This is a genomic window from Serratia sp. TSA_7, from assembly GCF_052692135.1.
In genome coordinates, this window is sequence record NZ_JBQZFU010000011.1 from 90,916 (window position 1) to 113,443 (window position 22,528).

A 22,528-nucleotide genomic window follows, 5' to 3' on the forward strand; every position below is an offset into this window, starting at 1 on the left:
GCTCTTTTTTGTTACGCAAGATTTTCGAAATATGCCTCCAACGCCTCCAGCTGTTCGCTGGCATCCTCTATGGCGTTGAATGTGCGCCGAAACTGGTCATTCGGGGCGTGTTCCTGTAGATACCAGGACACGTGCTTACGAGCAATCCGGAATCCCTTGCCTTGGCCATAAAAGCCGTGCAATTCCCGAATATGCCCTATCAACAAGCGCTTAACCTCGCCAAGCGGCAAAGGCGGCAGCAACTCCCCAGTGTCCAGATAATGCTGGATTTCCCGGAAGATCCAGGGTCTCCCCTGAGCAGCGCGGCCTATCATCAGGGCATCGGCCCCGGTGTAGTCGAGCACTGCTCTGGCTTTATGCGGGTCAGTAATGTCCCCATTCGCGATAATCGGAATGGAAACACTCTGCTTAACTGCCCGAATGCTGTCGTACTCCGCGTTGCCGTTGAACAGGCAGGCGCGGGTTCGGCCATGAATAGTCAGGGCCTGTATACCACAGTCTTCGGCCAGTTGGGCAATCTCTACACAGTTACGGTGTTCTGGCGCCCAGCCGGTGCGAATCTTAAGTGTTACCGGCACATCCACTGCGTTAACCACCGCGTGGAGGATCTGTTTAACCAGATCCGGGTACTGCAGCAACGCAGACCCTGCAAGCTTCCGGTTCACTTTTTTGGCCGGGCATCCCATATTGATGTCGATGATCTGTGCGCCGCCGGCCACGTTAATCCGCGCCGCGGCAGCCATATCATCGGGATCGCATCCGGCAATCTGCACGGAACGGATCCCAGGTTCATCGCTATGTACCATACGCAGACGCGACTTATCCGTCCGCCATACCTCCGGATTGGAGGAGAGCATTTCGGATACAGCCATCCCAGCACCCATTGCATGACATAGGGTTCTAAACGGGCGATCTGTAATGCCGGCCATAGGGGCCGCAATCAAGCAATTTGTAAGCTGGTGGTGTCCAATGCGCATAGACAAAGAGTAACCATACTGTGTCCGCAAGGGCGCGTATATTACGCATTTTTGCGTTGAGATGAAAGGCCAAACTTTGACCAATTTGCCGTTATCGGGCAGAGAAAAGGGGCTGCGTCAGGTTTCATAAAAATATTGTATATATTTTACAATGAGTTGACTTTGGTTGATTGTTTTTCGCACAATAAAATATTCCCGACACAACAGAATTTTATCTGTAATCAGCGCGGATTCCACTGGAGAACGGTATCAATATAGGGTGTTTATCAGGGTATTCCGTTGAGAATAGGCTGAATTACGCTTAACCGACTGAACAGGTGTTTATTCGCCGCCGGTGGTCAGAACCGGCGGTGAAGCCCTGCGGATGCCCTTAGTCGATGATGACCCGGCCATTCAGCGGCTGTATCGGGCGGTTGTTCGCATGCCGGACTACGTTCTTGAATTGAGCAATCTGTTCGGCCGACGCGCTGACCGGTTTATCCAGCACCATCCAGCTAACGCCTTCGGAGCAGGGTGGCGTGGTCAGCGAACCGCTGAAGCGATAGAAGTTGAACTGTTTCGGCAGCAGGGCCTGGATATCCAGCGGAGCGCTCAGCACCGCGGTTTGATTGACGGCAGTCGGTATCTGTTGCCAGGCCTTCGCCAATTGCGCGTTTGCCTTGCCTGGCTGGAACATCAACGCCAGCACCGCCAGTTCGCCGTCTTTGCCTTTGTAAACAAAGTGGGCTTCCAACGGGAACTGTTTGCCGTCAATTTCGTTTTCGCTTGGGGCGTGGAAGTGGAACTGCTGCAGCGTGAAGGTGCTGCTATCCAGCACCAATGTATTGCCGCCGCTGACGTTGACCTGCACGGTGTGACCGTTGTTGACGATCTGCTGCTTGCCTGGCTGGAATGCCAGCTGCAATTGGGCGTGATGGGTTTCCAGGGCGCCTTTGATATTGATCGGCGACTGATTCTTACCGGTTTCGCACAGCGAAAAGTCTGGGGAAAGTTTGCCCCAGTGCGCCGGATCTTCCTGGCCGTCATAGCCCCAATGCGCCTGTTCAGCCGCAGTGGCCGCAAAACTGCCGGCTAAAAGCGCGGCAATCAATAAGTGACCTTTCATGTTAACTCCCTTTAAAAACGACAGTGTGAGATTTGCCTGAATTGTCGCCGTCACCTCAGGGGGCGTTGGCGCCAGGGAGGAGAGAATACACCTACTAACTGTATGTATAAATCGGTCTGGCTTGAGGGAAATAAAAAATCCACCGGAAGGGAGTAACTTCCGATGGATTTTTGCATGAAAGGGCGGTGTGATTAGTTACGCTGGCCGGTGATGCGGCACCATTCTTCGCGTTCTGCGACCGGATCGAGCGTGAATTTATCTTCGTAGGCTTCCGCTACGCTTGCCGCCTGGGTGGCCAGCACGCCGGACAGGCCCAGATAGCCGCCGGACTTCGGCAGGCAGCCGATCAGCGGCGCCAGCTCGCGCAAGGGGCCGGCCAGGATGTTGGCGACCACGACGTCTGCCAGCAGGTCGGCCGGTTGGTCTTTCGGCAGATACAACTCCAGACGCTCTGAAACGCCGTTACGCTGCGCATTGTCGCGGCTGGCCTGAATGGCTTGGGGATCGATATCGATGCCGATAGCGCGCTCTGCACCGAGCTTAAGTGCGGCAATCGCCAGAATGCCGGAACCGCAACCGAAGTCGATAATGGTTTTTCCGGTCAGATCGAGGCCGTCCAGCCACTGCAGGCACAGCGCGGTAGTCGGATGGGTGCCGGTACCGAACGCCAGGCCCGGGTCGAGCATCACGTTGACCGCGTCCGGATCGGGCACGTCGCGCCAGCTCGGGCAGATCCACAGGCGCTCGCCAAAGCGCATCGGGTGGAAGTTATCCATCCACTCGCGTTCCCAGTCCTTGTCTTCCAGCTGTTCAATCTTGTGGCGGAAACCGGCGCCCAGCAGCGGATGCTGTTCCAGTATCGCCACCACTTCGGCCATGTCGGTTTCCGCGTCGTACAGCCCGATCACGTCGGTATCGCCCCACAGCAGGGTTTCACCCGGCAGCGGCTCGAACACCGGGTTGTCGTGGGTGTCCTGGAAGGTTACCGATACCGCGCCGCTTTCAACCAGCGCGTCGCTCAGGTCTTCCGCCTGGCTGCCGGTGGTGTTCAGTTTTAGTTGGATCCAAGGCATAGCAATTCTCTTTAAGAGGGTAATGATGACGTCACCCGGCGTTTTTCGCCGACGACGTTACCGATATAAAACGCCAGCAGGCTGAGTAACAACGAAGGCACGATAGGGTGCAACCCCGCCAACTGCAGTTTGAAGCTGGCCAATAGCGTATAGCATACCGCACCCGTCACCATTGAGCTAAGCGCTCCCTGCGCGTTGGCGCGTTCCCAGTAAAGGCCAAGCACCAGCGGCCACAGGAAGACCGCTTCCAGGCCACCAAACGCCAGCAGGTTCAGCCAGATGATCATTTCCGGTGGCCGCCAGGCCGCCAGTAGCACCAGCAGACCAAGGATCAACGTGGTCAGGCTGGAGAAACGCTTGATCAACCTTTCGTTCTGCATTTGCTGCGGGCGCACGCCAAGATAGAGATCTTTGACGATAGTGGCGGAAGATTGCAGCAGTTGGGCGTTAATCGTCGACATGATTGCCGCCATCGGTGCGGCCAGGAAAATGCCGGCGGCGTACGGCGGCAGCACGGTGATCATCAGCGTCGGGATCACCTGATCGGGGATCTTCAGATCCGGCAACACCGCGCGGCCCAGCGCGCCGGCCAGATGCATGCCGAACATCAGCACCGCCACCACCATGGTGCCGAGGATAATGCCGCGATGCACCGCTTTGCTGTCTTTGTATGAGATGCAGCGCACCGCAGTGTGCGGCAGGCCAATCACGCCAAAGCACACCAGGATCCAGAACGATGCCATAAAGGGCAGGCTGAGGATCTGCTCGCCGCCCTGCGGCGATACCAGCGCCGGGTCGATCTGCTGCAGTTTGTCCACCGCGCTGTGCAGACCGCCGGCAGCGTGGATCACCGCAACCAGCAGCAGCACGGTGCCAAGCAGCATCACCAGCCCTTGCATGGCGTCATTGAGCACGCTGGCGCGGAAGCCGCCAAAGGCGGTATACAGCGCGATGCTGATGCCGAAAATCAGCAAGCCGGTGTCGTAAGGGATACCGGCAGCGGTTTCCAGCAGGCGCGCACCACCGATAAATTGCACCGTCATGGCACCGAGGAAGGCCACCAGCAGGCTGAGGCTGGCCAACCATACCAACAGACGGCTTTGATAGCGGCCGTACAGCATGTCGTTCAGGGTGATGGCGTTATAGCGGCGTGCCAGAATGGCGAACTTTTTGCCCAGCACGCCGAGCGACAACCACACCGCAGGCAGTTGGATCATTGCTAGCAGCACCCAGCCCAGGCCGTATTTGTAGGCGGCACCGGGGCCACCGATAAACGAGCTGGCGCTGATATAGGTGGCGGTCAGCGTCATGGCCAGCACAAAGCCGCCCATTGACCGGTTACCGAGGAAATATTCGCTGAGGAAGTTACCGCTCTGACGCCGGCTGTAAGCATATACCGACAGGCCGAACACCAGCAGCAGATAAGCGATCAACGGCAGGATCACTTCAGTTTGCATCGCTATCCTCCAGCGAAATATCGCGGAACACGCCGCGTACCATCAGCCAGCACAGGCCGATAAACAGCAGAGGCACCAGCAGGCACGCCATTTCGAACCAGTGCGGCAGGCCGGTGATGCCGGCATCGCTGCCCGGCAGATAGGCCGCCAGCGACCAGGCCAGCAGATAGAGCAGCGTCAGCACCAGCGCCCAGCGCGCTTCGCGGTGTGCTTGAATAAAGCGTTTGTCCATCAGTGTCTCCCACAGGTTTAGGGTGAGGGATGTATCAAAGGTAGGGAATTTTACGGCATGTCGGCGTTTTGCCAAGCCGTTACTTGCCTGAAACGAAAAAGAAAAAGGCCGGTGATTAACCGGCCTTCTGTCAGGCAATGCGAGTAGCCTGCCTTAGGTTTCCTGCAGACCCAGCTTTTTCTCCAGGTAGTGGATGTTGGTGCCACCGTGCTGGAAGTTTTCGTCGCTCATGATCTTTTGCTGCAGTTCAACGTTGGTTTTGATGCCATCGATGATCAGCTCAGCCAGGGCGTTCTTCATGCGGGCAATGGCCACGTCACGGTTTTCACCGTAAGTGATCAGTTTGCCGATCATGGAATCATAGTACGGCGGTACGGTATAACCGGCGTAAATATGAGATTCCCAACGCACGCCGAAACCGCCTGGCGCATGGAAACGGGTGATCTTGCCCGGGCTTGGCAGGAAGGTGTTCGCGTCTTCGGCATTGATACGGCATTCCACCGCGTGGCCGTGAACCTTCACTTCGTCTTGTTTGATCGACAGCGGCTGACCGGCAGCGATGCGCAGCTGCTCTTTGATCAGATCCACGCCGGTGATCATTTCGGTCACAGGATGTTCAACCTGAATACGGGTGTTCATTTCGATGAAATAGAACTCGCCGTTTTCATACAGGAACTCGAAGGTGCCTGCACCGCGATAACCGATTTCCACACAGGCCTTCGAGCAGCGCTCGCCGATGTAACGGCGCATTTCGCTGGTGATGCCCGGTGCCGGAGCCTCTTCAACCACTTTCTGGTGGCGGCGCTGCATGGAGCAGTCGCGCTCGGCCAGATAGATGGCGTTGCCCTGGCCGTCCGCCAAAACCTGAATTTCGATATGACGTGGGTTTTCCAGGTATTTCTCCATGTAAACCATGTCATTGTTGAACGCCGCTTTGGCTTCAGCTTTGGTCATGGCAATGGATTGCTCGAGATCTTTGTCGCTGCGCACTACGCGCATGCCACGGCCGCCGCCGCCGCCGGACGCCTTGATGATCACCGGGTAGCCGATGCGCTTGGCGAAGGCACGGTTTTTATCCATGTCGTCGGTCAGCGGGCCATCGGAGCCTGGAACGCAAGGTACGCCGGCTTTCTTCATGGCGTTGATCGCAGAAACCTTGTCGCCCATCAGGCGGATGGTTTCGGCTTTCGGGCCGATGAAGATAAAGCCGGAGCGTTCGATCTGCTCGGCGAAATCGGCGTTTTCGGACAGGAAGCCGTAGCCCGGATGGATCGCCACTGCGCCGGTGATTTCCGCTGCAGAGATGATGGCCGGGATGTTCAAATAGCTTTTTACCGAGGGCGCAGGACCAATACAGACGGTCTCGTCAGCCAGCAGTACGTGTTTCAGATCGCGATCGGCTGTGGAGTGCACGGCAACGGTTTTGATGCCTAGCTCTTTACAAGCACGCAGGATACGAAGCGCGATCTCGCCGCGGTTGGCGATAACAATTTTATCAAGCATGTTCGCCTCGTTATTCGATGACGACCAGTGGCTCGTCAAATTCAACCGGTTGGCCGTTTTCTACCAGAATAGCTTTAACAACGCCGGATTTGTCCGCTTCGATCTGGTTCATCATTTTCATGGCTTCAACGATGCACAGAGTGTCGCCGGCGTTCACTTTCTGGCCGACTTCGATGAAGGCTTTCGCATCCGGGCTTGGCGTGCGGTAGAAAGTGCCGACCATTGGGGAACGAACGATGTGGCCACTCATGGCCGCCGGTGCTGCCGGGGTTTCTGCGGCAGGCGCGCTGGCAACGGCGCTAGCCAGAGCTGGCTGCTGCTGAGGCTGCATGGCATAGGCCTGTGGCATCATTGGGTAAGTCTGCACCGGAGCGGCACGGCTGATGCGAACCGACTCTTCGCCTTCAGAGATTTCCAGTTCAGAAATGCCTGATTCTTCAACCAGTTCGATCAGTTTCTTGATTTTACGAATATCCATGAGTGTGATTCCGTACTCTTTTTGCGTAGCAATTAGTGGGTTTTTGACAGACGGTTAACCGCTGCCTGTAAAGCAAATGTGTAGCCATCCGCGCCGAGGCCGCAAATCACGCCTACCGCAACATCGGAGAGGTAGGAATGATGGCGGAAAGGCTCGCGGGCGTGCACATTGGAGAGGTGGATCTCGATAAACGGGATCTGCACCGCCAGCAATGCATCGCGCAGCGCCACGCTGGTATGCGTGAACGCGGCAGGGTTAATCAGAATAAAATCCGTGTTGCCGCGTGCCTGATGTATGCGATCGATCAGCTGATACTCGGCGTTGGATTGCAGATGGCTCAGGGTGATATCCAGCGCGGATGCCTGGTTTTCCAATCCGTTAACGATCTCTGTCAGCGTCGTGCTGCCGTACTTCTCCGGCTCACGCGTCCCCAGCAGATTCAGATTGGGGCCGTTCAGAAGCAAAATGTGAGACTTGTCTGCCATTGTGCTGGTATCTCCGGCAATAAAACCATCATCGTAGAAAATAACCCGATGTCACCGATTTGTCACCTGTTAAGGGGGAAATTCACCCTGTGAACAGGAGCAAGGCCGGGCATTATAACGATATCGTAGCAATTCGCAGCTAAATACTGGTCTTATCAGCGAAGATATTCAACCCTAAATCAGCAAACTGACGATGGCGTTATCGCATTATGAGGGATAGAACACAGAAAAGTTCCGCCCTTTAACTCCACCAATTGCGGAATTTCTTGTATCGCAGCGCCAGCAGCAGTATAGCCAACAGGGCGTAAATGAAAGGCTGCGGCGAAAAAGTTTTTACCGACCACAGGTAGTGAATCGGTGCCAGTATCGCCGCCAGATAGACGAAGTTATGCAATGTCTGCCATTTGGCGCCCAGTTTGCGCATGGCCCACAGCGTAGAGGTGGCAGCCAGCGCCAGCAGAATCAGCCAACTGATAATGCCGAGTGTCAGATAAGGACGAGTCACCAGTTCGCGCCCCAGAAGACCGATATTGCTCAGCCCCAACTCAAGCGTCGAATAGCTTATCAGATGCAGCGTGCCCCAGGCAAAACACCACAACCCCACCAGGCGGCGGCAGCGGATCAGCAGCGGTTGGCGGGCATAGCGCGCCAGCGGGGCTATCATCAGGGTCGCCAACAGCAGTTTCAGCGTCATCCTGCCGGTAAAATGCTGAATATCCTTGGCCGGATCGGCGCTGAACCAGCCCTGATCCACCGCCAGCACCAGCCAGAGAAAAGGCAGGAATGCCGCCAGATAAATAGCGACCTTGATCCCTTTGATGTGAGTCGGAGTTAAACGCACTTAGAAATTCTCCCGCAGGTCCATTCCGCGATACAGCGACGCCACCTGATCGGCATAGCCGTTGAACAGCAGCGTCGGCTGACGTTTGACATCCAGAATGCCGCCGGAGCCGATAAAACGCTCGGTCGCTTGCGACCAGCGCGGATGATCGACGTGCGGATTCACGTTGGCGTAGAAACCGTATTCATTGGGTGCGGACTCATTCCAGGTCGTCGGCGGTTGATCGCGCACCAGGCGAATATGGACAATCGATTTAATGCCTTTAAACCCGTATTTCCATGGAGTGATCAGCCGCAGCGGCGCGCCATTTTGCGGCGGCAGCGTTTTGCCGTACACGCCAACGGTCAGCAGCGCCAGCGGGTTCATGGCCTCATCCAGACGCAGCCCTTCGACATACGGATACTTCAGGCCGCCGCCGATAAAACGATCCTTCTGGCCCGGCATCTGTTCCGGATCGTACAGCGTCTGGAAGGCGACATAGCGCGCATTGCTGTTCGGTTCCGCCAGTTTGATGAGTTTACCCAGCTCAAAGCCAATCCAGGGGACGACCATCGACCAGGCCTCCACGCAGCGCATGCGGTAGATGCGCTGTTCCAGTGGGAAGCGTTTGATTAAATCATCGATATCCAGCGTGATGGGTTTACCGACTTCACCGTCGATGCGCACCTTCCAGCCTTCGGTTTTCAATCCGCCGGCATTGGCGGCGGGATCGGCCTTATCGAGACCGAATTCGTAGAAATTGTTGTAACCGGAAACCTTGTCTTCGGGCGTCATGGCCAGTTGCGCCTGCCAGGCGGGCGGCTTGCTGAACGCCAGCGGCTTGCCCGCCGGGGCTTTGGGCCGATCGTTACCTTTGAACCATGACAACACATCGGCCTGCGCATTAAGCGGCAGCGCCAAGGACGCGGCGGTGATACCTAACGCCTGCAGCACTTTGCGCCGCTGATAAAACACGCTCTCGGGCGTGACGTCGGCCTCGGTCAATTTTGGGGATTTGCTCATGGTGTTTTTCTCCGCATTTTTACCCGTCGCCTTGCCAATGGGGCGTTCAAAGCTGCGCCGGTCAGACTGACTGTAGGGGCCGCGTATATTCGCCCCGATGAACGCGGGCGCAGTAGCCGCGCCCCTGCAATACGCTGGGGTATATAAAGGTAAGCATGGCGTGAAAGCAGGGCTTATGCGAGAGGTGGCAGGAAAATATGAAATTTCGCAGAGCGGTTGCCCCCCGTCGCCGGGGGGCGAGAAGATTTAGCGGATTTTCACCAGCGTGCGGCCGGTGACTTGGTTATCCAGCAACGCTGCGGCGGTGGCCGGCGCCTGTTCCAGCGTAATTTCCTGCGTGGCCTGCTGGTAGAAGCTGTCCGGCAGGATACCGGCCAGGCGTTCCCAGGCGGTTTGGCGGCGGTGCAGCGGGGCGTGTACCGAGTCCACACCCTGCAGGCGTACGTTGCGCAGAATAAACGGCATCACCGTGGTGGGCAGGTGGTAACCGCCGGCCAGCCCGCAAGCGGCGACGACGCCGTTGTAGTTCATCTGCGCCAGCACCCGTGCCAACAGGGTGTCGCCGACGGTATCTATCGCACCGGCCCACAACTGTTTCTCCAGCGGACGCGGCGCTTCCAGGTAGCCGCTACGCGACAGAACCTCTTTGGCGCCCAGCGCTTTCAGGTAGTCGACGTTGCTTTCGCGGCCGCTGATCGCGGTGACGTGATAGCCCAGGGCCGTCAGAATGGCGATTGCCGCGCTGCCAACGCCGCCGCTGGCGCCGGTCACCAGAATGTCGCCGTCATCCGGATGTACGCCGCCTTCCTCCAGCGCCATCACGCATAGCATGGCGGTAAAGCCGGCGGTGCCGAGGATCATCGCTTTACGCTCATCCAACCCGTGCGGCAGCGGCACCAGCCATTCGCCGGATACCCGCGCCTGTTCTGCCAGGCCGCCCCAGTGATTTTCGCCGACGCCCCAGCCGGTGAGCACCACGCTCTGGCCCTCTTTAAAGCGCGGGTCTCGGCTGTCACGCACCGTGCCGGCGAAGTCGATGCCCGGCACCATAGGAAATTGGCGGATGATCTTGCCTTTGCCGGTGATCGCCAGCGCATCTTTATAGTTAAGGCTGGACCAGTTGACGTCGATCGTCACATCGCCATCGGGCAGTTGATCGCTGTTGATGTCTTTGATGTGCGCCAAAGTTTGCCCGTCTTGTTGTTCCAATAACAGTGCACGCATGTCACTCTTCCTCTCGTTATCATTTTTTGCCATATATGGCTGAATCAGACTTATTTGACTATATGCTTACTAAGACGCTTATGTCTTGATAAAGGGCAAAAATGACGTTTTAAGGTTTCCTTCTCAGGCCTGGCTTGATAGGTTGAGCGGCACGATTTACTGCCTTACGTTGGCGGAACGAATGAAGTGCATAGTCAGTGATTAATTAAGAAATCAGGGTATTGAGTTGCATTCATTTGAGCGGATTCGGGGCCTTTATATCTCCAAAGGTGAAAATTCACGTAACCATAACGGACAAGGCACAGGGATGCGATTTACCACCAAACTGTCAGCGCTGATCACCCTGCTTGTTGCTCTGGCGATGTTTTTGATGCTGATGGGGTGCTCATACAGTTTCTTCTACGTGACTCAGGATCGTCTGGAGCGCCGCTTCGATTCGCTGGTGACGTCGCTCGATCAGTCAATGCTGCATGGTTCTCCCGATGAACAGCAACAATGGTTGCCGCTGGTGATGCGCCCGCTTGGTATCGTGGCCGTCAGCGTCGATAGCGACCGCACCAATCTCTTCACTTATAAACTGCCGGCTTTGAAGTTGCCCTGGGATTCGCTGAACGGCTACCGGCAGGTTTCCCGGTCGCTGCTGCAGCACCCAGGCAGTTCGCTCCACATTACCTATATCGATCCGTTCGTCAGCGATGTGCGCTCGCTGCAATCCACCGGGGCTGTGACCTTGTCGATTGTCGCGATGGTGGTGATTTTGTTGTTCAGCCTGCGCTGGCTGCGTGAGCAGGCCGAGGGGGAGGATCTGCTGGAGCGTCGTGCGCGCCGCATCCTTAACGGTGAACGAGAAAACGTGATGCAGGGCGATGTGCGCGAATGGCCGGCCAACGTCAGCGGTGCGCTTGATCGCCTGCTGGCGGATTTGGCGGAAGCGCGTGAAGCGCGCAGCCGGGTCGATACGCTGATCCGCGCTTTTGCCGCACAGGACGCAAAAACCGGGCTGAACAACCGATTGTTTTTCGATAACCAACTGGCCACTCAATTGGAGGAGCAAGGCTCGCACGGCATTGTCATGATGGTGCGGTTACCCGATTTCGATACGCTGCGGGAAACCCACGGCAACACGGCGGTGCAGGAACTGATGTACTCGCTGGTCAATTTGCTGTCGACCTTTGTGATGCGCTATCCGGCGGCGCTGTTGGCGCGCTATTTCCACAGTGATTTCACCGTGCTGTTGCCGCACCGCACGTTGAAAGAGGCGGACGGCATCGCCGCGCAGTTGGTGAATGCCATTGACTCATTGCCTTCAACGGCGCTTATCGATCGCGAAGCGTTCTTGCATATCGGCATAGTGGCGTATCGCAGTGGGCAAACCCCGGAACAGGTGATTGATTACGCGGAGCAGGCAACGCGTCACGCCACGTTACAAGGGGAAAACGGCTGGTACGTTTACGACAGCCAGGTGCCCGAAAAAGGGCGCGGCAGCGTTAAATGGCGCACCCTGTTGGAACAGGTATTGGTACGGGGCGGCCCACGCCTGTATCAGAAACCGGCGGTAACGGTGGAAGGGGACGTTCATCACCGCGAGATCATGAGCCGGATTTATGATGGAACCCAAGAGTTGCTACCCTCGGAATATATGCCGCTGGTGCAGCAGTTGGGGCTGGCCGAAAGTTACGATCGTCAGCATATCAGCCGCATTCTTCCCTTGCTGGCGTTGTGGCCGGAAGAGACGCTGGCATTTACGCTGTGCGTCGATTCATTATTGCAGCGCAGTTTCCAGCGCTGGCTGCGCGATACCCTGCTACAGTGCGAAAAAAACCACCGTCGACGAATTCTGATTGAACTTGCAGAGGCAGACGTGTGTCAACATATCGACCGTTTGCGACCGGTGCTGAGATTGCTTTCAGGATTGGGGTGTCGTCTTGCCGTTTCTCAGGCGGGGTTAACCGTGGTCAGTGCCTCTTATATCAAGTCCTTACCGGTGGAGATCGTCAAACTCCACCCGGGTTTAGTGCGGGGGATTGATAAACGTGATGAAAATCAGCTGTTCGTTCAGAGCCTGACCGGCGCCTGCGAAGGCACCCGTGCCAAGGTGTTTGCCGCCAGCGTGCGGACGAGCAACGAATGGCAGACGCTGAAAGAGCGCGGGATCCTTGGCGGGCAAGGTGACTTTTTTGCGCCGCCGGAGCCGATAGACGTGGGGCGTAAAAAATATTCGCGTCGTTATCGCGTTTAACCTGAATGCCGGGCAAAAATTGACGTAGAATGAGCGCCAATTCATCCGGGCTATCTTATCTGTCATTTTGGGATTATCCCCAAACTGCCTGCGACAAGAACGCCTATTTGATATAGGCTCTTGTCAGTCCTTTTCTGTTGTACGTTGGTAGGTGCTTACCACCCGCGTCAATCAGGGAATATGTTAGATTTTATGAGCTGTGTTACGCCGTTTCGTACGCTGACAGGGTGGTAAACTGAGCCTTTGTTCAGGGAATTCAGGCCTCATCCAATTTCCGTGCATTCGAGCAGAAACAATACAGACTATTTTTCACCGAAGTAGAACGTTTTTGCGCCTTGTCGCTGCTTCGTGTGGTTGGTAAAGTAGGCGGATTTTATTTTCCGCCCCCAGCTTGCAGGATTATCCTTTAGTTATGTTTAAGAAATTTCGTGGCATGTTTTCCAATGACTTGTCCATCGACTTGGGTACCGCCAATACCCTGATTTATGTTAAAGGGCAAGGCATTGTACTGAACGAACCGTCGGTGGTTGCCATTCGCCAGGATCGTGCCGGTTCACCCAAGAGCGTTGCGGCCGTGGGTCATGCGGCAAAACAGATGCTGGGCCGTACGCCCGGCAATATCGCGGCTATTCGCCCGATGAAAGACGGCGTAATCGCCGACTTCTTCGTGACCGAAAAAATGCTGCAGCACTTTATCAAACAGGTTCACAGCAACAGCTTCATGCGGCCAAGCCCGCGTGTGTTGGTGTGTGTACCGGTTGGCGCAACTCAGGTTGAACGCCGCGCCATTCGCGAATCCGCCCAAGGGGCCGGTGCGCGTGAGGTGTTTCTGATTGAAGAACCGATGGCTGCCGCGATCGGTGCCGGCTTGCCGGTGTCTGAAGCGACCGGTTCCATGGTGGTTGATATCGGTGGCGGTACCACTGAAGTCGCGGTGATCTCACTGAACGGTGTGGTGTACTCCTCTTCCGTACGTATCGGCGGCGATCGCTTCGACGAAGCCATCATTAATTATGTGCGCCGTAACTATGGCTCGCTGATTGGTGAAGCGACCGCCGAGCGTATCAAGCACGGCATCGGCTCAGCTTATCCGGGCGATGAAGTGCATGAAATTGAAGTTCGCGGCCGTAACCTGGCTGAGGGCGTGCCACGCGGCTTTACCCTGAACTCCAATGAAATCCTCGAAGCGCTGCAGGAGCCGTTGACCGGCATCGTCAGTGCGGTGATGGTGGCGCTGGAACAGTGTCCGCCGGAGCTGGCCTCCGACATTTCCGAACGCGGTATGGTGTTGACCGGCGGTGGCGCACTGCTGCGCAACCTGGATCGCCTGCTGATGGAAGAAACCGGTATCCCGGTTGTCGTGGCAGAAGATCCGCTGACCTGCGTAGCCCGCGGCGGCGGCAAGGCGTTGGAAATGATCGACATGCATGGCGGCGATTTGTTCAGCGAAGAATAGTCAGCCCCAGGAAAGAGGAACTGTATCGGATGACAGCGCAAAGCGGAAATCAGGTACGGTTCCTTTTTCTGTTGTCGAGGAACTCGCATAATTTATGAAGCCGATTTTTAGCAGGGGGCCTTCCCTGCAACTCCGACTTTTTTTGGCGGTGATTGCGGCCATTGGCCTGATCGTTGCCGATAGCCGTCTCGGTACGTTCGTGAAAATTCGCAACTACATGGACACGGCCGTCAGCCCTTTCTATTTTTTGGCCAATGGGCCACGTAAAGTTTTGGACGGCGTTTCAGAAACGCTGGCTACCCGCCAACAGCTGGAGCTGGAAAACCGAGCTCTGCGGCAGGAACTGCTGCTGAAAAACAGCGACACTCTTCTTCTTGGCCAATTCAAGCAGGAAAACGCCCGCTTGCGTGAGCTGCTAGGCTCGCCGCTGCGCCAGGATGAACACAAAATGGTCACCCAGGTGATCTCTACCGGTTCCGATCCTTATAGCGATCAGGTTGTGATCGACAAAGGTTCGGACAACGGCGTCTATGAAGGCCAGCCGGTGATCAGCGATAAAGGCGTAGTCGGTCAGGTGGTGGCGGTGGCGAAGTTCACCAGCCGCGTGCTGCTGATTTGCGACGCCTCGCACGCACTGCCGATTCAGGTGCTGCGCAACGATATCCGGGTGATTGCCGCAGGCAGCGGTTGCGCCGACGATTTGCAGCTAGAGCACCTGCCCAACAATACCGACATCCGTGTGGGGGACGTGCTGGTCACTTCCGGCCTGGGCGGCCGCTTCCCGGAAGGTTATCCGGTAGCGGTGGTCTCCTCGGTTAAAGTGGATAACCAGCGTGCTTATACCGTGATCCAGGCGCGGCCAACCGCAGGCCTGCAACGCTTGCGCTACCTGCTGCTGCTGTGGGGCGCCGATCGCAATGGCGATATGCCGCTGCCACCGGACGAAGTTCACCGCGTCGCCAATGAACGCCTGATGCAGATGATGCCGCAGGTGCTGCCGCCGGCCGATGCCATGGGCCCGCAACCCTCCCTGCCTGCCGCTGCAACCGGTGCCGCTGGGACGCAGACCGCCGCACCGGCTGCGGGAGCCACGCAATGAACCGCTACCGCAGCAACGGGCGCTGGGTAATCTGGCTGTCATTTTTGGTGGCGCTGGTGCTGCAAATCATGCCGTGGCCGGAGCAAATCTATATGTTCCGGCCGTCCTGGCTGGCTTTGATCCTGATTTACTGGGTGATGGCGCTGCCACACAGGGTGAATGTCGGCACCGGCTTTGTGCTGGGGCTGGTCATGGATCTGATCCTCGGCTCCACGCTGGGCGTGCGTGCGCTGGCGTTGGGCATCATCGCCTATCTGGTGGCGTTCAAATTCCAGCTGTTCCGCAACATGGCGCTATGGCAACAGGCGCTGATCGTCGTACTGTTATCCTTGGCGATGGATGTTGTGGTGTTCTGGGCTGAGTTTTTAGTGATCAACGTCTCTTTCCGCCCAGAGGTGTTCTGGAGTAGTGTGGTTAACGGCATTCTGTGGCCGTGGTTGTTCCTGCTGATGCGCAAAATCCGCCGTCAGTTCGCCGTACAATGAGGATATCAATGACTTCGCTTTATCTGGCCTCCGGCTCTCCGCGTCGACGTGAATTACTGACCCTGCTGGGCGTTCCGTTTGAAATTATCCTGACGGATACCGAAGAGCAGCGTCGGGAAGGGGAAGCCGCGGAAACTTACGTGCGCCGTCTGGCGCAGGACAAGGCCAAAGCGGGCGTGGCGCTGGCGCAGCAGAACTGGCCGGTGCTGGGCGCGGATACCATTGTGGTGCTCAACGGCCGGGTGTTGGAAAAACCGCGCGACGAAGCGCATGCGGCAGAAATGCTGGCGGTGCTCTCGGGCAAGCAGCATCAGGTGATGACCGCAGTGGCGATCGCCGATAGCCAGGACGTTTTGTGCCAACTGGTGGTCACGGACGTGACGTTCCGCAACCTGTCACAACAGGATATCTGCGATTATATTGCAACGGGCGAGCCGATGGATAAAGCGGGCGCCTACGGAATTCAAGGAAAGGGTGGTTGTTTCGTCAGAACGATAACCGGGAGTTATCACGCGGTGATGGGCCTGCCGCTGGTCGAAACACATGAGCTGCTCAGTCATTTTGTCGCATTACGTGATGTAAGAACCGGTTGATGGGCGCTGCCATATCGACCGGCTCTGAGGAGAAGGCATGACAGCTGAGCTACTGGTTAATATCACACCGTCTGAAACGCGGGTTGCCTATATTGATGGCGGCATCCTGCAAGAGATCCACATCGAGCGCGAATCCAAACGCGGCATCGTCGGCAATATTTATAAAGGGCGCGTAAGCCGCGTCTTGCCGGGTATGCAGGCGGCATTCGTCGATATCGGCCTGGACAAGGCCGCTTTCCTGCACGCCTCCGATATCATGCCGCACACCGAATGTGTCGCCGGTGATGAGCAGAAGAATTTCCACGTGCGCGATATCGCCGAACTGGTGCGCCAGGGGCAGGATCTGATGGTGCAGGTGGTGAAAGATCCCCTTGGTACCAAAGGCGCGCGCCTGACCACCGACATAACCCTGCCTTCGCGTTATCTGGTGTTCATGCCGGGTGCGGCGCACGTTGGCGTCTCGCAGCGCATTGAAAGCGAGGCCGAACGCGAGCGGTTGAAAAAGGCCGTATCCGCCTACTGCGACGAGCTGGGGGGGTTTATCATCCGCACGGCGGCAGAAGGCATCGGCGAAGAAGAATTGTCGCAGGACGCCGCATTCCTCAAGCGCCTGTGGACCAAGGTCATGGAGCGCAAAAAACGCAATCAGACCAAATACAAACTGTACGGCGAGCTGGCGTTGGCGCACCGTATTCTGCGCGATTTCGCCGGTGCGGCGTTGGACCGGATCCGCATTGATTCGCGCCAGACCCATGATCAACTGGTGGAATTTACCGGCGAATACATTCCGGACATCACCGACAAGCTGGAGTTGTACGTCGGCAAGCAGCCGATCTTCGACCTGTACGATGTCGAAAACGAAGTCCAGCGGGCGCTGGAGCGCAAGGTGGAGCTGAAGTCCGGCGGTTACCTGATCATCGACCAGACCGAGGCGATGACCACCGTGGATATCAACACCGGCGCCTTTGTCGGCCACCGCAACCTCGACGAAACCATCTTCAATACCAATATCGAAGCGACGCAGGCCATTGCCCGCCAGCTGCGGCTGCGCAACCTCGGCGGCATCATCATCATTGACTTCATCGACATGAACAATGACGAACATCGCCGCCGGGTGCTGCACTCGTTGGAGCAGGCGCTGAGTAAAGATCGGGTAAAAACCACGATCAACGGCTTCTCTCAGCTAGGCTTAGTGGAAATGACGCGAAAACGCACGCGAGAAAGCATTGAACATGTGCTGTGTCATGACTGTCCTACCTGTAATGGGCGCGGCACCGTGAAAACGGTGGAAACCGTCTGCTACGAAATTTTGCGTGAAATTGTTCGCGTACACCATGCTTACGATTCCGATCGTTTCCTGGTATATGCCTCTGCGGCGGTTGGCGAAGCGCTGAAAAGCGAAGAGTCACATGCGCTGGCGGAAGTGGAAATCTTTGTTGGCAAACAGGTTAAGGTGCAAATCGAACCCTTGTACAGCCAGGAACAGTTTGACGTTGTCATGATGTGATCGTTGGCCCTCGCCCCATACCTCTCCCCGAGGTAGGGTGAGGACGAACAGTCGAGATATTTCCGTTGCCAGGCAGCGGAAGCAAGGAGAACTGTGTGAGGCGACTGCCTGGGATTTTGTTAGCAACAGGCGCCACTCTGGTTGTTGTTGTGGCGTTACTGGTCAGCGGGCTGCGTCTGGCGCTGCCTGAACTGAACAAGTACCGCCCTCAGGTGCTGGAAAAAGTGGCAAGCCTCTCCGGCGTGCCTTTCCAGGTCGATTTCATGCAGGGGAGCTGGGAAACCTTCGGCCCACAGCTTGAAATGCGCAACGTGCGCGCCACGCTGCCCAAGAGCAATTTGCACATCGAACGCGTGACGCTGGCGCTGGATGTGTGGCAGTCGCTGCTGCACTGGCGCTGGCAGTTCCGCGATCTCACCTTTTATCAATTCCAGCTCGACATGAATACCACGCTGGGCGGTGATGACCGTAAGGGCAACACCATCGAGCCGGGTAAAATCAGCGATCTGATGCTGCATCAGCTCGATCATTTTGATCTGCGCGACAGCCGTATCTCTTTTCTCATGCCTTCCGGCGCACGCGCCGAATTCGAAATCCCGCAGCTCACCTGGCTCAATGGCCGCGATCGCCACCGCGCTGAAGGGCAGCTTAGCCTGTCGACGCTGAATGGCCAGCACGGCGTGGTGCAGCTGCGCATGGATCTGCGTGATAACCAGGGGTTATTAAACACCGGTACGGTCTATATGCAGGCCGATAACATTGACATGAAGCCGTGGTTTACCCGCTGGTTGCGCGCCAATACCGGCCTGGAGAGCGCGGATTTCAGCCTGGCGGCCTGGCTGCAGATCAAAAACGGCGAGATAGCCGGCGGCAATGTGCTGCTGAAACAAGGCGCGGCCAACTGGCGCGTGGGAACCGAACAGCACCGGCTGGATGTGGACAATCAGGCGCTGGCGCTCAGTCGCCAAGGCAACGGCTGGCAAGTTGACGTGCCGCAGCTCAGTTTGCAAACCGACGGCAAGACCTGGCCGCAGGGCCGGCTTTCAGCGCTGTGGCTGCCGGAAAATACCGAATTTATGGGGCCGGGGCAGAACGAAGAATTACGCGTCCGCGCTACCGATATTCAGCTTGAGCGACTGTCGGCGCTGTTGCCCACGTTCTCATTCCTCAGCCCGGACGTACTGGAGCGCTGGAACGACTTGCAGCCGAAGGGCAAACTCGATGCGCTGGCGCTGGACATTCCGCTGAAACAGCCGGAAAAAACCCGTTTCCAGGCCCGCTGGCAGGATGTCAGCTGGCAGCACTGGAAACTGCTGCCGGGGGTTAATCACTTCTCCGGCGCGCTGAGCGGCGGCGTGGAGAATGGCCGCCTGCAGCTTGATCTCGACAACAGCACCTTACCTTACGGCGACATGTTCCGCGCCCCGTTGGAAATCAGCAGCGCGCGCGGTGCGCTGACCTGGCTTAACAACGACCAGGGCTGGGAGTTGGCCAGCAAGAACCTGGATGTGAAGGCCAAATCGCTGTGGGTTAACGGCGATTTCCGCTATCAGCAGCCGGCGAAAGGCGATCCCTGGCTGAGCATTTTGGCCGGTATTCGTTTGTATGACGGCGCAGACGCCTGGCGTTACTTCCCCGAACCGCTGATGGGCAAGCACCTGGTGGATTATCTTGGCGGTGCGATTCAGGGTGGGCAGGTGGATAACGCCACGCTGATTTACGCCGGCGACCCGCAACATTTCCCTTATCGCAAGAACGAAGGGCAGTTTGAAGTGTTTGTGCCGCTGCGTCATTCTACCTTCCAGTTCCAGCCGGGCTGGCCGGCGCTGACCGATCTGGCGATTGATCTCGACTTTGCCAACGAGGGGTTGTGGATGAATGCCCCGCAAACCAAATTGGGCAAGGTGGACGGCAAGAATATTACGGCGGTGATTCCGGACTACCTGAAAGAACGCTTGCTGATTGACGCCGACGTGGCGGGCGAAGGCGCAGAGATCCATAACTATTTTAACCAGACCCCGCTGCATGATTCGCTCGGTTCCGCCTTGGATGAGCTGCAGATTGGCGGTAATGTCAGTGGGCGCTTACATCTCGATATCCCCTTGAACGGCGAGCAGGTGCGTGCTCAGGGTGAGGTTGCGCTGAACAACAATTCGCTGTTGGTGAAGCCGATTGAAAGCGAACTGAAAAAGGTCAGCGGCAAATTCCGCTTTGATAACGGCAATCTGACAAGCGACACGCTGTCGGCTAACTGGTTCGGGCAGCCGGTGGCGGTGAATTTCACCACCCAAGAGGGCAAAAGTGACTATAAGGTCAATGTTGGCCTGAAAGCTGACTGGTTGCCCGCCAAATTCCCCGGCATACCGCAGGAAGCGAGTGACGCGCTGAGCGGCAGCGCGCCGTGGCAGAGCCAGGTTGCGATCGTCCTGCCACATCAGGGCGCGGCCAGTTACGACATTGGCCTCGATGCCGACCTCAGAAAAGTAAGCAGTCACTTACCGTCACCGCTGGATAAACCGGCGGGTGAGCCCCTGCCATTGAGCGTTAAGGTGAAGGGTGGCCTGAATGGGTTCATGTTGACCGGCAGCGCAGGCAAGCAGAACCGGTTCAACAGCGAATGGATCTTTGCCAAAAAGCAGGTGACGCTGGCGCGTGCCGCATGGCAAACCGACGCCGGCGCTACGCCGCCGTTGCCGGGTAGCCCATCGCTGACGCTGAACCTGCCGCCGCTGGACGGTGAGAAATGGCTGGCGCTGTTGGCGCCTGCGATAAAACAAGGCGGTGGTTCAGGCCAGGTGGGCGGTTTTAATTTCCCGACCACAGTAGCGTTGAAAACACCGCAATTGATGCTGGGTGGCCAGGCATGGCACAAGCTGCAACTGACGGCGGAAAAACAGCTGGGTGGCACGCTGGTCAGCGCCAAGGGCGATGAAGTTGACGGCAATCTGCGGATCGCGGATCGCGGGCCATGGCGTGCGGACATCAACTACCTCTATTACAACCCGCAGTTCAGCGCGGACAAGAGCGCCCCTGCGGCGACCAACCCGTTGGCCGTGGCGGATAAAGTCTCCTTCAGTGACTGGCCTTCGCTGATGCTGCGCTGCAAGTCGTGCTGGGTGATGGGGCAGAACCTCGGTAAGGTCGAAGCCGATCTGGCCAATCAGGGGGATACTCTGACGTTGGAGCATGGGCTGATCGACACCGGCAAAGGGCGCATGACCGCCAGCGGCCTGTGGAAGCAAAACGCGCAGGAAGAGCGCAGCTCGCTGAAAGGCAAGTTGCTGGGCGGCAAGATCGACGAAACCGCCGCCTTCTTTGGTATCACCACCCCGCTGAAGGGCGCGCCTTACGATGTCGATTTCGACCTCTACTGGCGTGGCCAACCGTGGAAACCGCAGGTAGAAACGCTCAGCGGCGCGTTGACGATTAAAATGGGCAAGGGCGAGATCGACAGCATGGGCGGCGGCCGTGCCGGCCAGTTGCTGCGTTTGGTGAGTTTCGACGCCCTGTTACGCAAGCTGCAGTTTGATTTCAGCGATACCTTCGGGAAAGGCTTCTACTTTGATTCCATCCGCAGCACCGCGTGGATGAAAGATGGCATAATGCATACCGACAATCTGTTGGTTGACGGGCTGGCGGCGGATATCGCCATGAACGGCCAGATCGATCTGGCGCGTCGGCAGATTGATATGGAAGCGGTGGTGGCGCCGGAGATCTCAGCCACGGTCGGCGTGGCGACGGCGTTCGTGATCAACCCGATCGTCGGCGCGGCGGTGTTTGCCGCATCTAAGGTACTGGCACCGTTGTGGAACAAGATCTCCCTGATTCGATACCATATCAGCGGCGATCTGGACCAGCCGAAAATTAACGAGGTGTTGCGCAAGCCAAAGGAGAATAAGGCGTCATGAGAAATGCTAACGTTGCGTTGTTACAGTTGTGCAGTGGCGATCGGGTGCGCGATAACCTGGCCCAGATCGAACAGCAGATTAAGCAGCTCAATGCCGGGGTAAAGCTGGTCATGACACCGGAGAACGCGCTGCTGTTCGCCAATTCTGCCGCTTATCGCCAGCATGCGGAGCCGCAGGGTGATGGCCCGCTGCAGCAGGCGGTACGCGAGTTGGCGCGGCGCTATGGCGTATGGTTGCTGGTCGGTTCGATGCCGTTGATCAGCCGCGAAAATCCTGCGTTGATCACCACCAGCAGCCTGCTGTTTGACGACCAGGGTGAAATCCGGGCGCGCTACGACAAGCTGCATATGTTCGACGTGGACATTAACGACTCCCACGGCCATTATCGGGAATCGGACACGTACCAGCATGGCCAGCAGTTGACCGTGGTGGATACGCCGGTTGGCCGGCTTGGCATGACGATATGTTACGACCTGCGCTTCCCGGCCCTGTATCAGGCGCTGCGCGCTCAGGGCGCAGAGCTGATTTCCGTGCCTGCCGCCTTTACCCGCGTAACCGGCGAGGCGCATTGGGAAATCCTGCTGCGCGCCAGGGCGATTGAAAACCAGTGTGTGATACTGGCGCCTGCGCAGGTTGGCAGCCACGGCCCGACCCGCCGCACCTGGGGCCATTCGCTGGCGGTGGACGGCTGGGGCAAGGTGCTGGCCGAAAACCCGGATGCGGTTTCGGCGTTGAAAGTGCGGGTCGATACGGCCGGCCTCAACACCCTTCGCGCGCAAATGCCGGTATTGCAACACAACAGATTCCAGACGTCGCTGACGGCGCCGTTTGAAAAAACCTCCTCCAATAAAGAGTGAAAAAATT

General features: G+C 57.3%; 19 protein-coding genes. 8 read left to right on the top strand and 11 right to left on the bottom strand.

Going from position 1 to position 22,528, the window contains the following annotated elements:
• Positions 1 to 11: 11 nt before the first annotated feature.
• The 11 genes from dusB to acuI form a co-directional block, all read right to left on the bottom strand.
• Positions 12 to 977, bottom strand: a complete 966-nt coding sequence (dusB, locus tag ACUTQW_RS23270) for a tRNA dihydrouridine synthase DusB (protein ID WP_004948691.1) — start codon at positions 975 to 977, stop codon at positions 12 to 14.
• 370 nt (positions 978 to 1,347) lie between these two features.
• The gene (locus ACUTQW_RS23275) at positions 1,348 to 2,082 is read right to left on the bottom strand and encodes a carbonic anhydrase (protein WP_004948687.1); all 735 of its coding nucleotides are present in this window, start codon (positions 2,080 to 2,082) and stop codon (positions 1,348 to 1,350) included.
• A gap of 191 nt (positions 2,083 to 2,273) precedes the next feature.
• Positions 2,274 to 3,155, bottom strand: coding sequence for a 50S ribosomal protein L11 methyltransferase (gene prmA, locus ACUTQW_RS23280; protein ID WP_004948683.1), 882 nt, complete (start codon positions 3,153 to 3,155; stop codon positions 2,274 to 2,276).
• 11 nt (positions 3,156 to 3,166) lie between these two features.
• Positions 3,167 to 4,612: a sodium/pantothenate symporter gene (gene panF, locus ACUTQW_RS23285; RefSeq protein ID WP_004948678.1), complete on the bottom strand. Its 1,446-nt coding sequence runs from the start codon at positions 4,610 to 4,612 to the stop codon at positions 3,167 to 3,169.
• Positions 4,602 to 4,844, bottom strand: a complete 243-nt coding sequence (locus ACUTQW_RS23290) for a YhdT family protein (RefSeq protein ID WP_020439878.1) — start codon at positions 4,842 to 4,844, stop codon at positions 4,602 to 4,604. Before ACUTQW_RS23290 ends, panF begins: the two co-directional genes overlap by 11 nt.
• Before the next feature lie 153 nt (positions 4,845 to 4,997).
• A complete protein-coding gene (accC, locus tag ACUTQW_RS23295) occupies positions 4,998 to 6,347 on the bottom strand; it encodes an acetyl-CoA carboxylase biotin carboxylase subunit (RefSeq protein WP_004948672.1) in 1,350 nt (449 codons plus the stop codon).
• 10 nt (positions 6,348 to 6,357) lie between these two features.
• A complete protein-coding gene (gene accB, locus ACUTQW_RS23300) occupies positions 6,358 to 6,825 on the bottom strand; it encodes an acetyl-CoA carboxylase biotin carboxyl carrier protein (RefSeq protein ID WP_004948669.1) in 468 nt (155 codons plus the stop codon).
• A 32-nt stretch (positions 6,826 to 6,857) separates the two neighbouring features.
• The gene (gene aroQ, locus ACUTQW_RS23305; RefSeq protein WP_004948665.1) at positions 6,858 to 7,310 is read right to left on the bottom strand and encodes a type II 3-dehydroquinate dehydratase; all 453 of its coding nucleotides are present in this window, start codon (positions 7,308 to 7,310) and stop codon (positions 6,858 to 6,860) included.
• A 241-nt stretch (positions 7,311 to 7,551) separates the two neighbouring features.
• A complete protein-coding gene (gene msrQ, locus ACUTQW_RS23310) occupies positions 7,552 to 8,151 on the bottom strand; it encodes a protein-methionine-sulfoxide reductase heme-binding subunit MsrQ (RefSeq protein WP_006328310.1) in 600 nt (199 codons plus the stop codon).
• The gene (msrP, locus tag ACUTQW_RS23315; protein ID WP_004948661.1) at positions 8,152 to 9,153 is read right to left on the bottom strand and encodes a protein-methionine-sulfoxide reductase catalytic subunit MsrP; all 1,002 of its coding nucleotides are present in this window, start codon (positions 9,151 to 9,153) and stop codon (positions 8,152 to 8,154) included.
• A gap of 246 nt (positions 9,154 to 9,399) precedes the next feature.
• Entirely contained in the window at positions 9,400 to 10,377 is a 978-nt protein-coding gene (gene acuI / locus ACUTQW_RS23320) for an acrylyl-CoA reductase (NADPH) (RefSeq protein ID WP_020439877.1), read from the bottom strand.
• A 307-nt stretch (positions 10,378 to 10,684) separates the two neighbouring features.
• On the opposite strand from acuI, the gene csrD reads away from it, so the two are divergent.
• The 8 genes from csrD (at position 10,685) to nit1 (ending at position 22,521) form a co-directional block, all read left to right on the top strand.
• Positions 10,685 to 12,616 (top strand): RNase E specificity factor CsrD, encoded by a 1,932-nt coding sequence (csrD, locus tag ACUTQW_RS23325; RefSeq protein ID WP_020439876.1) that lies wholly within the window; start codon positions 10,685 to 10,687, stop codon positions 12,614 to 12,616.
• Positions 12,617 to 13,028: 412 nt separating this feature from the next.
• On the top strand, positions 13,029 to 14,072 hold the full coding sequence (gene mreB, locus ACUTQW_RS23330; protein WP_004948655.1) for a rod shape-determining protein MreB: 1,044 nt from the start codon (positions 13,029 to 13,031) through the stop codon (positions 14,070 to 14,072).
• A gap of 94 nt (positions 14,073 to 14,166) precedes the next feature.
• Entirely contained in the window at positions 14,167 to 15,171 is a 1,005-nt protein-coding gene (gene mreC / locus ACUTQW_RS23335) for a rod shape-determining protein MreC (protein WP_004948652.1), read from the top strand.
• Positions 15,168 to 15,656: a rod shape-determining protein MreD gene (gene mreD, locus ACUTQW_RS23340; RefSeq protein ID WP_004948651.1), complete on the top strand. Its 489-nt coding sequence runs from the start codon at positions 15,168 to 15,170 to the stop codon at positions 15,654 to 15,656. Before mreC ends, mreD begins: the two co-directional genes overlap by 4 nt.
• An 8-nt stretch (positions 15,657 to 15,664) precedes the next feature.
• Positions 15,665 to 16,249 carry a Maf family protein gene (locus tag ACUTQW_RS23345; protein ID WP_004948648.1) on the top strand — a complete coding sequence of 195 codons (585 nt, stop codon included), beginning with the start codon at positions 15,665 to 15,667 and terminating at the stop codon, positions 16,247 to 16,249.
• Positions 16,250 to 16,286: 37 nt separating this feature from the next.
• Positions 16,287 to 17,756 carry a ribonuclease G gene (gene rng, locus ACUTQW_RS23350; protein WP_004948644.1) on the top strand — a complete coding sequence of 490 codons (1,470 nt, stop codon included), beginning with the start codon at positions 16,287 to 16,289 and terminating at the stop codon, positions 17,754 to 17,756.
• A gap of 95 nt (positions 17,757 to 17,851) precedes the next feature.
• Positions 17,852 to 21,664 (top strand): AsmA2 domain-containing protein YhdP, encoded by a 3,813-nt coding sequence (yhdP, locus tag ACUTQW_RS23355; RefSeq protein ID WP_064799205.1) that lies wholly within the window; start codon positions 17,852 to 17,854, stop codon positions 21,662 to 21,664.
• A complete protein-coding gene (gene nit1, locus ACUTQW_RS23360; RefSeq protein WP_004948637.1) occupies positions 21,661 to 22,521 on the top strand; it encodes a deaminated glutathione amidase in 861 nt (286 codons plus the stop codon). The genes yhdP and nit1 overlap by 4 nt, the downstream gene beginning before the upstream one ends.
• Positions 22,522 to 22,528: the final 7 nt, after the last annotated feature.

Excerpts from the sequence above, each read along its gene's own strand:
- dusB (WP_004948691.1), bottom strand. The coding sequence starts at position 977 with ATGCGCATTGGACACCACCAGCTTACAAATTGCTTGATTGCGGCCCCT.
- ACUTQW_RS23275 (WP_004948687.1), bottom strand. The coding sequence starts at position 2,082 with ATGAAAGGTCACTTATTGATTGCCGCGCTTTTAGCCGGCAGTTTTGCG.
- prmA (WP_004948683.1), bottom strand. The coding sequence starts at position 3,155 with ATGCCTTGGATCCAACTAAAACTGAACACCACCGGCAGCCAGGCGGAA.
- panF (WP_004948678.1), bottom strand. The coding sequence starts at position 4,612 with ATGCAAACTGAAGTGATCCTGCCGTTGATCGCTTATCTGCTGCTGGTG.
- ACUTQW_RS23290 (WP_020439878.1), bottom strand. The coding sequence starts at position 4,844 with ATGGACAAACGCTTTATTCAAGCACACCGCGAAGCGCGCTGGGCGCTG.
- accC (WP_004948672.1), bottom strand. The coding sequence starts at position 6,347 with ATGCTTGATAAAATTGTTATCGCCAACCGCGGCGAGATCGCGCTTCGT.
- accB (WP_004948669.1), bottom strand. The coding sequence starts at position 6,825 with ATGGATATTCGTAAAATCAAGAAACTGATCGAACTGGTTGAAGAATCA.
- aroQ (WP_004948665.1), bottom strand. The coding sequence starts at position 7,310 with ATGGCAGACAAGTCTCACATTTTGCTTCTGAACGGCCCCAATCTGAAT.
- msrP (WP_004948661.1), bottom strand. The coding sequence starts at position 9,153 with ATGAGCAAATCCCCAAAATTGACCGAGGCCGACGTCACGCCCGAGAGC.
- acuI (WP_020439877.1), bottom strand. The coding sequence starts at position 10,377 with ATGCGTGCACTGTTATTGGAACAACAAGACGGGCAAACTTTGGCGCAC.
- csrD (WP_020439876.1), top strand. The coding sequence starts at position 10,685 with ATGCGATTTACCACCAAACTGTCAGCGCTGATCACCCTGCTTGTTGCT.
- mreB (WP_004948655.1), top strand. The coding sequence starts at position 13,029 with ATGTTTAAGAAATTTCGTGGCATGTTTTCCAATGACTTGTCCATCGAC.
- mreC (WP_004948652.1), top strand. The coding sequence starts at position 14,167 with ATGAAGCCGATTTTTAGCAGGGGGCCTTCCCTGCAACTCCGACTTTTT.
- mreD (WP_004948651.1), top strand. The coding sequence starts at position 15,168 with ATGAACCGCTACCGCAGCAACGGGCGCTGGGTAATCTGGCTGTCATTT.
- ACUTQW_RS23345 (WP_004948648.1), top strand. The coding sequence starts at position 15,665 with ATGACTTCGCTTTATCTGGCCTCCGGCTCTCCGCGTCGACGTGAATTA.
- rng (WP_004948644.1), top strand. The coding sequence starts at position 16,287 with ATGACAGCTGAGCTACTGGTTAATATCACACCGTCTGAAACGCGGGTT.
- nit1 (WP_004948637.1), top strand. The coding sequence starts at position 21,661 with ATGAGAAATGCTAACGTTGCGTTGTTACAGTTGTGCAGTGGCGATCGG.